At 75.0% G+C, this 13,056-nt stretch carries 4 protein-coding genes; all 4 read left to right on the forward strand.

Annotation, left to right across the window (positions count from 1 at the left end; translation table 11 throughout):
• The first annotated feature begins 129 nt into the window (after nucleotides 1-129).
• The 4 genes from ACFC1T_RS20550 (at nucleotide 130) to ACFC1T_RS20565 (ending at nucleotide 13,054) form a co-directional block, all read left to right on the forward strand.
• A complete protein-coding gene (locus tag ACFC1T_RS20550; protein ID WP_375890529.1) occupies nucleotides 130-5,733 on the forward strand; it encodes an amino acid adenylation domain-containing protein in 5,604 nt (1,867 codons plus the stop codon).
• A gap of 65 nt (nucleotides 5,734-5,798) precedes the next feature.
• Nucleotides 5,799-6,551, forward strand: coding sequence for a thioesterase II family protein (locus tag ACFC1T_RS20555; protein ID WP_375890531.1), 753 nt, complete (start codon nucleotides 5,799-5,801; stop codon nucleotides 6,549-6,551).
• Nucleotides 6,548-7,822: an MFS transporter gene (locus tag ACFC1T_RS20560; RefSeq protein WP_375890533.1), complete on the forward strand. Its 1,275-nt coding sequence runs from the start codon at nucleotides 6,548-6,550 to the stop codon at nucleotides 7,820-7,822. Before ACFC1T_RS20555 ends, ACFC1T_RS20560 begins: the two co-directional genes overlap by 4 nt.
• Nucleotides 7,823-7,888: 66 nt before the next feature.
• A complete protein-coding gene (locus ACFC1T_RS20565) occupies nucleotides 7,889-13,054 on the forward strand; it encodes an amino acid adenylation domain-containing protein (protein ID WP_375890535.1) in 5,166 nt (1,721 codons plus the stop codon).
• Nucleotides 13,055-13,056 lie beyond the last annotated feature (2 nt).

The raw sequence follows: 13,056 nt of genomic DNA on the forward strand, positions 1-13,056 counted from the left end.
CAGAGGTCAAATCCCTTACGGGCGAGGCAAGATCTTGCCCCTTGCCGAGCCATTTCCCGCCTGTATGCTGACGTTCCTGGGGGACGCGGAGGTGTCTCCATACCCAGGAGGAAAGGGCGTCTACGAGCCGTGGACAGCGAGTTCCCCGCCCAATCGGACGCCGCGGACGAGGATCCGTTCCCGGCGTCGAAGGTCCAGGAGCAACTCTTCCTCGCACAGCAGACCGTGGGTGACGCACCGACCTTTCACATCCCGTGCTTCTGGGAAGTCCGGGGACCGGTCGACATCCGTGCACTCCGGAATGCCGTGACCGCCGTGCTCGCACGGCACGAGGCACTGCGCACCACTTTCCGCATTCACGAACAGGGACTCCTCCAGGTCGTCCATCCGGAACCCAGGCTGGAATGGCGCCTGGCCACCTGCCGGGACGCGGAGGAGCGCGAACAGCGGATGGCGCACGCCGCCCGCGCCCCCTTCGACCTGGAACGCGGCCCGCTGGTCCGGGCCGGTGTGCTCAGCTGCGCCGACGGCAGCCACGTGGTGGCGCTCTGCTGCCACCACGCCGTCTTCGACGGCTGGTCGGCCAAGCTGGTGCGCGACGAACTGATCGCCCACTACCGGGCGTTCACCACCGGCACCGAGCCCGACCTGCCCGAGGTCGAGTACCAGTACGGCGACTACTCGCTCTGGCACGACGAGTGGCTGGAGAGCCCGGCCGGCGAACGCGCCCGGCGCGCCTGGGTCGAACTGCTCGCCGGCGAACTCCCCGTGCTGGAACTGCCGGGGGACGTCCGGCCGACCCACCGCGCCACCGGCCGCACCACCGGCCGCACCACCGCCGCCGACCCGGAGGCCGCCGCCACCGCCCCCGGCGGCACCGCCGACCTCCCGCTGCCCGGCCCGGCCGTCGAACGGCTCGCCGCGCTCGCGACCGAGCAGCGCACCACGCTGTTCACCGTCCTGCTGGCGGCCTACGACCTGCTGCTCGCCGACCGCACCGGCCTGCGCGACGTCATCGTGGGCACCCCCGCGCTCAACCGCAGCCGGACCGAGTTCCAGCGGACCGTCGGCTGCTTCGTCAACATGATCGCGGTCCGCACCGACCTCGACGGCCCGCGCACCTTCCGCGAGTTGGTGGAACGGGTGCGCACCGCCGTGCTGCGCGCCCAGGACCTCCAGGCGGTGCCCTTCGAGACGGTGGTCAAGGACGTCCGGCCGACCCGGCACCAGGACCACTCGCCGGTCTTCCAGGTCGCCTTCACCGTCGGCGAGGACTTCTTCGAGCCGGTCCGGGCCGGGGAGTTGGAGTTCCGGCCGGTCGAGGTGCCGTCGGTCACCGCCAAGTACCAGCTCGCCCTCCAGGTCAACCGCACCCCGGACGGCGCGGTCGCCGAGTTCGAGTACCGGGCCGACCGCTTCTCGCCCGGGTGGATCGCCGACTTCGGCGCCCGCTACGCCCGGGTGCTGGAGCTGGCCGCCGAGCAGCCGGACCGCCCGCTGACCGACTTCCTCGGCTCCGACACCGCGTCGACTGCCGCCGAACTCGCCTCTTCCGCAAGCGATTTCACCGAGACCAACACCGAGATCAACACCGAGGCCGAGGCCGCCTCCGCTCAGCCCGAGGCCGCCCCCGCCGACACCGCCCCGCGCGACGAGACCGAGCGGGTGCTCACCGAGGTCTGGGCCGAGGTGCTGGGCCGCCCCGCCGTCGGCATCGACGACAACTTCTTCGAGCTCGGCGGCGACTCCATCAGCAGCGTGCAGATCGTCGCCCGGGCCGGCGCCCGCGGCCTCGGCTTCCGGGTCCGCGACCTGCTCCGCAACCAGACCGTGCGCGAGCTGGCCCCGCTGGTGCGGGCCACCGAGCCCGCCGGCGCCGGCACGCCCGCCACCGGACCGTTCGACCTGGTGGCGGCCGAGGACCGGCCCCGGCTGCCCGCCGACGCCGTCGCCGCGTACCCGCTGACCGCCCTGCAGTCCGGCATGCTCTACCGCAGCGGCCAGCAGGCACACACCGCGATGTACCACGACGTGCTGGTGAGCCGGCTGCGGGTGGCCTTCTCCGCCGCGGCCTGGCGTACCGCCGTCGCCCAACTGCTGGAGCGCCACGAGCTGTTGCGCACCTCCTTCGCGCCCGGCGGCTTCACCGAACCGCTCCAGGTGGTGCACGCCCGGATCGCCCACCCGCCGGTCAGCTTCGAGGACCTGCGCGGGCTGCCGGAGGCGGAGCAGCGGGCCCTGATCGACCAGCGCACCGACTGGGAGGGCCGCGACCTCTTCGACTGGGAGCGCCCGCCGCTGATCCGCTACCACCTCGCCCGGCTGGCCGAGGACGAGGTCCAGCTGTGGACGGTGGTCCACCACGCCGTGATCGACGGCTGGAGCGAGCGGATCCTGTTCGGCGAGCTGCTCTCGCTCTACCTCGCCGCGCTCGCCGACGGCCCGGCCGCCCTGCCGCCGCCGCCCCGCGCCCACTACCGCTCCTTCGTCGCCCTGGAGCGCGCCGCCGTCCGCGACCTGCAGCAACTCGCCTTCTGGCAGGCGCAGCTGGACGGCCTGGCGCTCGGCTCCGTGCCGGCCGCCCCGGGCACCGGCGTACCGGACATGACGGTGGTGCCGCGCGAGCTGCCCGCCGAACTGTCCGCCGGGCTCGGCGTGCTGGCCGCCCGCTTGCAGGTCCCGGTGCGGATCGTGCTGCTCACCGCGCACCTGCGGGTGATCGCGCTGCTGACCGGCGCCGAGGACGTGGTCTCCGGCGCGGTCTACAACGGCCGGATCGCCGAGCCGGACGGGGACCGGGTGGTCGGGCTGTTCCTGAACACCCTCCCGGTGCGCTGCCGGGTGGCCGCCGAGAGCTGGTCCGCGCTGATCCGGCAGGTCGCCGCGACGGACCTCGCGATCCAGCCGCACCGCCGCTTCCCGATGCCGGAGCTGCGCGGCCGGGTGGCCGGCGCGGCCTCCTTCGAGACCTTCTTCAACTACACCCACTTCCGCAACGAGTCGGACGTCCCGACCGACGGGGTGGAGGTGCTGGACGAGTACAGCCACACCCCCACCGACTTCCTGCTCGGCTCGGAGTTCTACCGCGACACCTCGACCGACCTGATCGGGCTCGGCCTGCGCTACGACGCCGACCGGATCGCCGCGGCCGACGCCGACCGGTACTTCGGCTACCACGTGGCCGTGCTCCGGGCCATGCTGGCCGACCCGGCCGCCTCCCCCACCGCCGCCCCGCTGCTGGCCCCGGCCGAACTCGCCGAACTGGACGGGTGGAACCGGACGGAGCGCGACCGCCCCGGCCCGCACCTGCTGCACGAGGCGATCACCCGCCGGGCCGCCGAGCGGCCCGAGGCCCCCGCTGTGCTGTTCCGCGACCGGGTGCTGGACTACGCCGAACTGGACGGCCGGGCCGACGCCCTGGCGCACCGGCTGGCCGCCCTCGGCGTCCGGCCCGGCGACCACGTCGGGATCGTCCAGGAGCGCTCCCCGGAGCTGGTGGTCTCGCTGCTCGCCGTGCTCAAGGCCGGCGGGGCCTACGTCCCGCTGGACCCGGCCGACCCGGCCGGGCGCACCGCGGCCCTGCTGGCCGGGTCCGGCTGCCGGGTGGTGCTCACCGCCGCCGGCACCGAGGGCTTCGAACTGCCCGACGTCCGGGTCGAGTTCGTCCCGGAGGACCTCGCGCCCGGCGCCGCTCCCCCCGAGGTCGAGGTGCGGCCCGGCGACCCGGCGTACGTCATCCACACCTCCGGCTCCACCGGCCGCCCCAAGGCCGTGGTGGTCTCCCACCGGGCGATCGCCAACCGGCTGGACTGGATGCAGGAGGAGTTCCGGCTCACCGCCGAGGACCGGGTGCTGCAGAAGACGCCGTACACCTTCGACGTCTCGGTCTGGGAGTTCTTCTGGCCGCTGCGCGAGGGCGCCGCGCTGGTCGTCGCCGAGCCCGGCGGCCACTGGGACCCGGGCTACCTCGAACAGGTGCTGGCCCGGCAGTCCGTCACCGTGGCGCACTTCGTCCCCTCGATGCTGCGGGCCTTCCTGGACGCCGCCGACCTCTCCGCCGCCACCGCGCTGCGCCAGGTCGTGTGCAGCGGCGAGGCGCTGCCGGCCGAGCTCCAGCGGGACTTCCTGGACCGCTCCAAGGCCGCCCTGGCGAACCTGTACGGCCCCACCGAGGCGGCCGTCGACGTGACGTACTGGCACTGCGTGCGCGAGGACGCGGACACCGTGCCGATCGGCCGGCCGATCGCCAACACCCGGATCCACCTGCTCGACCCGGCCGGCCACCCCGTCCCGGTCGGCGTCACCGGCGAGCTGCACATCGGCGGTGTCGGCCTGGCCGACGGCTACCACGGCCGCCCGGACCTCACCGCCGAGCGCTTCGTCGAGCACACCTGGCCGGACGGCACCGCCGAACGCCTCTACCGCACCGGCGACCTCGCCCGGCGCCGCCCGGACGGCGCGATCGAGTACCTGGGGCGCGGCGACGCCCAGGTGAAGGTCCGCGGCATGCGGGTCGAGCCCGGCGAGGTCGAGGCCGTGCTGTCCGCGCACCCGGACTGCGGCTCGGCCGCGGTCACCTTCGACGGCGAGCGGCTGATCGGCTACTACACCGCCCGGCCCGGCGCCGGGCTGCCGGCCGGGGAGCTGCGCCGGCACGCCGAGCGCCTGCTGCCCGGGCACATGGTGCCCGCGCTCTGGGAGCCGCTCGCCGAGCTGCCGCTGACCGTCAGCGGCAAGGTCGACCGCAAGCGGCTGCCGGCCCCCGGCCGGGCCGCCCGCAGCGCCGCGCCCGCCCGTCCGCTCGACCCGGCCGAGGCCCTGGTCGCGGCCGCCTGGACGGACGTGCTGGGCACCGCGGACTTCGGCGCCGACGAGGGCTTCTTCCAGGTCGGCGGGCACTCGCTGGCCGCCGTCCGGCTGATCGGGCGGCTGCGCCGGGACTTCGACCGCCGGCTGGGCGTCGCCGAGCTGTTCACCCACGACACGGTGGAACGCCTGGCGGCCCTGCTGACCGCGCCCGCACCGGCCGCGGCCGGGAACGGCTGGGAGGTGCTGGCGCTGCGCCCCGGCCCCGCCGAGCCGCTGTGGCTGTTCCCCCCGGTCGGCGGCAGCGCGCTGGGCTACCTGGCCCTGGCCGGCGCCCTCGACCCGCAGCTGGCCGTGTCCGGGCTGGACTGCGCCGAGCCGGTCGGGAGCACCGTCGAGGAGATGGCCGCGGCCGCCGTGGCCCGGATCGTCCGGGACCACCCGGCCGGGCCGGTCCACCTGGCGGGCTGGTCCTTCGGCGCGGTGCTGGCCTTCGAGGCCGCGGGCCTGCTGACCGCGGCCGGGCGGGAGGTGACGCTCTGCATGGTCGACGCCGCCTTCCCCGCGCCCGGACAGCTCGACGCACTGGACGACGACCGGACCACCGAGGCGCTGCTCCAGGACACCCTGGCCCTCACCGGCGCCCCGCCGGACGAGTCCGGCAGCGAGGCCTGGCAGGCGCGCCACCGCGTCTTCGCCGCCAACCTGCGGGCGCACCACGCCTACCGGCCGCGCCGCCACCCCGGCGACGTGGTCTACCTGGAGAGCCGGGACGGCCGGGCCCTGGGCAGCGCCGAGGCCTGGCGCGCGGTGGTGGCCGGCGGGTTCCGGCTGCACCGCCTCGACACCGACCACTACGGCCTGGTCCGGCAGCCGCACGTACGGGCCGTCGCGGACGTCCTCGGCGCCGCCGCGCTCGGCGGCTGACCGGCACCACCCCCGGCACCACCGCCCCACCACCGAATCGACGGGAACAAGGAGTTCACGGCGCCATGCAGACCGACGCGGGCAAATGGCTGTTCCGCCCCCCATCCGAGGACGCCCCGGCACGGATCTTCCTCTTCCCGTACTCGGGCACCGGCGCGTCGATGTACCGCGCCTGGCCCGAGCGGATCGGCGAGGTCGAGGTGTGCCTGGTGCAGCTGCCCGCGCGGGAGAACCGCCTGCGCGAGCCGCACCCGGTCACCTACCAGAACCTGGCCACCGCCGCCGCCGCGGCGCTGGCCCCGCTGGTGGACCGCCCGACCGGCTTCTTCGGGCACTGCGGCGGCGCGCTCTCCGCCTTCGCCACCGCGCTCGAACTGGAGCGGGTCCACGGCAAGGAGCTGACCGCGCTCTTCATGTCCTCCCAACTCGCCCCCGACGAGGCCCCGTTCGGCCGCTGGCTGTGGCTGGAGCGGGACGACCTCGCGGTCGAGCTGAACGTCCTCGCCGAGGCGGCCGGGACCAGGATGGACCCGGACTTCCTCGACGTGGCCCTGGACGTGCTGGAGGAGGACCTCGCCGCCCAGCGCCGCTACCGGCTGGACGCCCCCGAGCCGCTCGGCTGCGCCGTGCACGCGGTCGGCTGGCAGCACGACGTGGAGATCCGCCCGGACCAGCTCGGCGGCTGGAGCCGGTACGTCCCGGCGGCCCGGCACCACGCACACCTCCTGGACGGCGGCCACCACGCCTTCCTCGCCGCCCCGCAACCGCTGCTGGACCTGATGGGCCGCGCGATGACCTCGGAAGGACCCGCGGCATGAAGCTCAACGGACTGTGGGACCACGCGGACTTCCGCAGACTCTGGGCCGGCCAGACGCTCTCCATGCTGGGCACCAACATGGTGGCGGTGGCCGTCCCGCTGATCGCCGCGGTCAGCCTGGGCGCCTCGGTGTTCCAGATGGGCCTGCTGCTGGCCACCGAGTTCCTGCCCTACCTCCTGATCAGCCTGTTCGTCGGGGTCTGGCTGGACCGGCGGCCGAAGAAGATGATCATCGTGGCGGCGGACGCCGTCCGCTCGCTGATCCTGCTCTCCGTCCCGCTGCTGTCCTGGGCGGACCTGCTGAGCGTCCCGCTGCTGCTGGTGGTGGTGTTCGGCACCGGCGCCTGCAGCACCGTCTCGGACATCGGCAACGCCTCCATCCTGCCCGCCCTGGTCGAGCGCGAGGACCTGGTCGAGGGCAACAGCAAGCTGGAGATGAGCAGTTCGGTCTCCAACATCGGCGGCCGGACCTTCGGCGGCCTGCTGGTGCAGCTGCTCACCGGCCCGGTGGTCATCATGGTCAACGTCTTCGCCTTCGGGCTGGCGGCGGCCTGCACCCTGCGCATCCGCAAGAAGGAGCCGGTGCCGGAGCGCCCGGCCGACGGCCCGCCGTCCTCGATGTGGAAGGAGATCGGCGAGGGCCTCTCCTTCATCTTCGGCAACGCGACCCTGCGCACCCTGGTGCTGGTCACCTTCCTGATCAACTTCTCCGCCATCGCGATCGACCCGGTGTTCCTGGTGTTCATCACCCGCACCCTGGACCTGCCCGGCATCCTGGTCGGCGCACTGCTGGCCGGCACCGGCGTGGGCTCGCTGATGGGCGCCCTGTTCGCGGCCCGGCTGGGCAAGCTGCTGCCCTTCGGCCGGATGGTGGTCTGGTGCACCGTGGCGATGACCGGCGTCGAACTGGTCATCCCCGCCGCGACGGTGATGCCCACCGCCGTCGCCTTCGCGATGCTGATGTTCGTCCAGGTCGCCTACGCCGTGCTGGTGATCGCCAGCGCCGTCAACATCCGCAGCTACCGCTCGGCGATCACCCCGGACGCCATGCAGGGCCGGATGAACGCCTCCACCCGGATGATCGTGATGGCCGGCACGCCGTTCGGCGCCATGGCCGGCGGCGGGCTCGGCACCTGGCTGGGCACCCAGTGGGCGATCGTGGTCTGCGCCGGCGGCATCGGCATCGCCGCCGTCCTGCTGGCGCTCTCCCCGGTCCGCAGGGCCACCGGCATCCCCACCGAGCTCCCCGCCCCGGCCCCCGCCGCCGCCTGACCCCCCGTCGGACCGCAGTGCCCGGCACCCGTACGCCCCCACGACCAGGAAGGCCAGGAAGGTCTCGTGAACGACACCGACGCGGTCGGCCGCGCCACGCTGGACGCCGTCTTCGCCCAGGCGCTGGCGGAGGAGGCGGGCTCCGCGGCCGCCGCCCCCGCGACCGCCGCCGTCCCGGCCCCCCGCCAGGGCGACGGGCGGGAGCCCGCGTCGCTGGCGCAGAAGCGGCTCTGGTTCCTGGAGCAGCTGAACGGCCCCAACAGCACCTACAACGTCCCGTTCCGGCTCCGGCTGGTCGGCGAGCTCGACACCGGGGCGCTGCGGCTGGCCGTCGGCGACCTGGTGGCCCGGCACGAGGGGCTGCGCACCACCTTCGCCGGCGACGAGGACGAGGTCTTCCAGCTGCTCCTCGATCCGGACGAACTGCCGTGGGAGCAGCGGGACCTGACCGAGCTCGGCGAACCGGCCGTGGTCGCGCTGATCGAGGAGGAGAGCCGGCTCCCGTTCGCCCTGGCCGGCCGGCCGCTGTTCCGGGCGAAGCTGATCCGCTCCGGTACGGAAGGGGCGGCGCCGGTCCACCACCTCGCCGTCACCATGCACCACGCGATCACCGACGGCTGGTCGGAGGGGCTGTTCTTCCAGGAGCTGGGCGCCTGCTACACCGAACGGGTCGGCGGCCCGGCGGCCGGCCTGGCGCCGCTGCCGGTGCGCTACGCCGACTACTCGGCCTGGGAGGCCGAGCCGGCCACGGTGGAGCTCTACCGCGGCCAGCTGGCCTTCTGGCGCGAGCAGTTGGCCCGGCTGCCGGAGGAGGCCGGGATCCCGGCCGACCTGCCGAGGCCGGTGCTGCTCAGCGGCGAGGGCGCCAGCGTCACGGTGCCCGTCCCGGCCGACCTCCAGCAGCGGCTGGCCGCCTGGGGCGCCGGGCACGAGGCCTCGCTGTTCGCCACCGCGGTGACGGTGCTCGCCGCGCTGCTGCACCGCTACAACGGCGAGGAGCGGGTGGTCGTCGGGGTGCCGGTGGCCAACCGGCCGCAGGCCGAGTGGGAGCCGGTGATCGGCTACTTCGCCAACACCCTGGCCGTGCCGGTGGACCTCGCCGGCGATCCGACCCTGCGCCAACTGCTCGGCCAGGTGCGGACGGTGGCGGCGGAGGCGCTGTCGAACCAGAACGTGCCGTTCGACCGGGTGGTGGAGGCGCTCGGCGTGGTCCGGGACCCGTCCCGCAACCCGGTGTTCCAGGTGATGTGCAGCGTCAACCAGGTGGTGCCGCCGCCGCAGCTGCCGGGCCTGGCGGTGGAGATCGTCGAGATGCGCAACGACTCCGCCAAGTTCGACCTGGAGCTCGCGGTGAGCTACACCGCGGACGAGGTCGGCTTCGCCTTCGACTACGCCACCGACCTGTTCGAGCGGGAGACGGTGGAGCGGCTCGCCGCCGACTACCTGGTCCTGCTGGAGGCCTTCCTGGCCGAGGGCGCGGCGAGCGTCGGCGCGGTGGCGCTGGGCGCCCACGGCCCCGCCGAGGCGGACGGCGCCGAGGCGGAGGTCCGCGACCGCTACGGCAACCGGGCGCCCACCGGGGTGTACGGCGAGCTGCTGCTGGCCGGTGAGCCGAGCGGGCGCCGGGCCCGGGTGCTGGCCGACGGCCGGATCGAGGACGCCGTCGAGGCGCCGCAGCGGGCCGCGGGCGCCCGGCCGGCCACCGACGGCTCCGCCGCCCCCGCGACCGCCACCGAGCGGGCGCTGGCCGCGATCTGGTCCCGACTGCTGGGCACCGAGCAGGTCGGCCGGGACACCGACTTCCTGCGCGACGGCGGGGACTCGTTGCTGGCCACCCGGCTGGTCGCCCGGATCCGCCGGCAGTGGTCGGTCAAGCTGTCCGTCCGCCACGTCCTCAAGACCCCGGTCCTCGCCGACCTGGCCAAGCTGCTGGACGAGGCCGCCGCCGCCCCCGCCGAGACCTCCGCCCGCAGTGCGATCCCGGCCGCCACCGGGCCCCGGCCCGAGCTGCTGCCGCTGTCGATGGCCCAGCGCGGGATCTGGATCGTCAACCGGCTGGGGCAGCAACAGGCCTTCTACCACATGCCGTTGGCGGTGCGGATCGAGGGCGAGCTGGACCTCGCCGTGCTCGCCGCCGCCGCCGCGGACCTCGGCCGCCGGCACGAGATCCTGCGGACGGTCTTCCCCGCCGACGCGGGCGCGCCGCGCCAGTCGGTGCAGCCGCCCGAGGCCGTCGCCGAGGTGGTCCGGGCGAGCGCCATCCACCCCAACGGCCTCCAGCAGGCCCTGCGGGACGCCCTGGAGACCCCGTTCGACCTGACCACCGAAGTCCCGCTGCGGCTGCACGTGTTCAGCACCGGCCCGCGCTCCCACGTGCTGCTGGTGGACGTCCACCACATCGCCTGCGACGGCCTCTCGCTCGCCCCGCTCTGCCGCGACCTGGCCACCGCCTACACCGCCCGGGCCGCCGGCCGGGCCCCCGGCTGGCACGAACTCCCGATCCAGTACGCGGACTTCGCGCTCTGGCAGGCGCAGCAGCTGGGCCGGGCCGAGGATCCGGGCAGCCCCTTCGGCCGGAGCCTGGAGTTCTGGACCAAGACCCTGGCCGGGCTCCCCGAGGAGCTCGCCCTGCCCGGGGCGCGCCCGCGCCCGGCCGCGCCGACCTTCCGCGGCCTGCCCACCCGGGTGGAGGCCGGCCCCGAGCTGTACCGGCGGATCACCGCCGCCGCCCACGAGCACGGCGCCAGCGTCTTCATCGTGCTCCAGGCCGCGCTCGCCGCGATGCTCACCCACCTCGGCGCCGGCACCGACATCCCGCTCGGCACCCCCACCGCGGGGCGCTCCGACCAGGCGCTGGACGACCTGATCGGCTGCTTCATCAACACCGCCGTGCTGCGCGCCGACACCTCCGGCGACCCGAGCTTCCGCACCCTGATCGCCCGGGTGCGGGAGACCAACCTGGCCGCGCACGACCACATGGACCTGCCTTTCGACGAGATCGTCACCGCCCTCAACCCGCCCCGCCGGCACGGCCGCAACCCGCTGTTCCAGGTGATGGCCAGCCTCAACGGCGAGCCCGAGCCGGTCCCGGCGCTCGGCGGGCTGCCCACCGAGCCCTTCGACCTCGGCACCCCTGCCACCCCGTTCGACATCACCGTGGAACTGACCGAGGACCGCGCCCGCGCGACCATCGGCGGCGTGCTCACGGTCAGCGCCGACCTCTTCGACGAGGCCGCCGGGGCCGCCCTGGCCCAGCGGCTGCTGCTCGCCCTGGAGACCGCCACCGCGCAGCCCGACCTGCCGCTCTCGCACTGGGAGCTGCTGCTCCCCGGCGAGCGCGAGGCCGTCCTCGGCAGCTGGAGCACCGGCCTGCCCGGGCCCGGCGCGGCCACCTTCGCCGAGCTGTTCGAGCAGGCGGTGGCGGCCGCGCCGGACGCCCCCGCGTTGGAGACCGACGACCTCACCCTGAGCTACGCCGAGCTGGACGAGCAGGCCAACCGGCTGGCCGCCGAACTGCTCACCCGCGGCGTCGGACCGGAGAGCACCGTCGCCCTCGCGCTGCCCCGCAGCGGGGAGCTGGTGCTCGCCGTGCTGGCGGTCGCCAAGGCGGGCGGCGCCTTCCTGCCGCTGGACGTCCGGTTCCCGGTCGAGCGGCTGTCCTTCATCCTCGCGAACGCCGGGGCCGCGCTGGTGGTCACCGACGAGGACGGCGCCGCCGCACTGCCGGCCGACGCCCCGCCGGCCCTGCTGCTGGACGACCCCGACCTGCTGGACGCGCTCGGCGAGCGCTCCGGCGGGCGCCCGGCCACCGCTCCGGTGCACCCGGCGAACGCCGCGTACGTGCTGTACACCTCCGGGTCCACCGGGCAGCCCAAGGGCGTCGTGGTCACCCACGCCGGGCTGGCCCCGCTCGCCGAGCAGCTGCACCGCGCCGTCCTGCTGCCCGAGACGGCCGCCGCGGCGGCGGGCGGCGAGCAGCCCCGGATGCTCCAGCAGGTGTCCCCCACCTTCGACATGTACGTGATGGAACTCCTGATGGCCTTCCGGTCCCGGGCCGTCCTGGTGGTGGCGCCCCCGCACCCGGTGCTCGGCGAGGAGCTGGCCGTCCTGCTCGGACAGCGGCGGATCAGCCACGCCGTGCTGACCCCGACGGCGCTGGCCGCCCTGCCCGCCCGCGACTACCCAGCGCTGCGCGCGATCGTCAGCGGCGGCGAGGCGATCGGCCCCGAGCTGGTGGCCCAGTGGGGGCGCGAGCACCGGCTGCACAACGCCTACGGGCCGACCGAGACCACCGTGCTCGGCACCCTGTCCGGCCCGCTGCGCCCGGAGGCCGCGCCGCCGCTCGGCGAACCGATCACCGACTCCCGGCTGTTCGTCCTGGACGCGGAGCTGCGCCCCGTCCCGCCGGGCGTCACCGGCGAGCTGTACCTCGCCGGGGCGAGCCTGGCCCGCGGCTACCTGGGCCGCCCCGACCTCACCGCGGACCGCTTCCTGCCCTGCCCGTACGGCGCGCCCGGCGAGCGGATGTACCGCACCGGCGACCTGGCCCGGTGGACGGCCGACGGCGAGCTGCACTACCTGGGCCGCGGCGACGGGCAGGTGAAGATCCGCGGAGTGCGGATCGAGCTCGGCGAGATCGAGTCCGTCCTCGGGGCGCACCGCAAGGTGGCCAACGCGGCCGTGGTGGTGGACCGTTCGGCGGTCTCCGGGCCGCGTCTGGTCGCCTTCGTCTCCCCGGCGGACCCGGCCGACCCGGCCGCCCGGCCCACCCCGGCCGAACTGCGGGCGCACTGCACCCGCTCGCTGCCCCGGGCCCTGACGCCGGCCCGGTTCGTGGTGCTCGGCGCGATGCCCACGCTGCCCTCCGGCAAGACCGACCGCAAGGCGCTGCGGGTCCCGCCGGAGGAGGGCGCCGAGGGCCACCGCACCCCGCCGGGCACCGCCACCGAACGGGCGCTGGCCGCGATCTGGCAGCAGCTGTTCGAGACCGGGCGGATCGGGATCGAGGACGACTTCTTCGTCCTCGGCGGCCACTCGCTGGCGGCGATCCGGATGCTCGCCGAGATCCACCGCGACCTCGGGGTCGAACTGCCGCTGAGCGCCTGCTTCGAGCACCCGACGATCGCGGCGCTGGCGGCCCTGGTCGACCGGACGCCGAAGCCGGACGCCGCCGAGGAGCCGGCCGTGGTGCGCCGGCGCCGCCCGGGCCCGCGGCCCACGCCCGGGGCCTGAAC

Origin of the sequence: Kitasatospora sp. NPDC056076 (assembly GCF_042266305.1) — a bacterium.
Lineage (GTDB): Bacteria > Actinomycetota > Actinomycetes > Streptomycetales > Streptomycetaceae > Kitasatospora.

Excerpts from the sequence above, each read along its gene's own strand:
- ACFC1T_RS20555 (WP_375890531.1), top strand. The coding sequence starts at position 5,799 with ATGCAGACCGACGCGGGCAAATGGCTGTTCCGCCCCCCATCCGAGGAC.
- ACFC1T_RS20560 (WP_375890533.1), top strand. The coding sequence starts at position 6,548 with ATGAAGCTCAACGGACTGTGGGACCACGCGGACTTCCGCAGACTCTGG.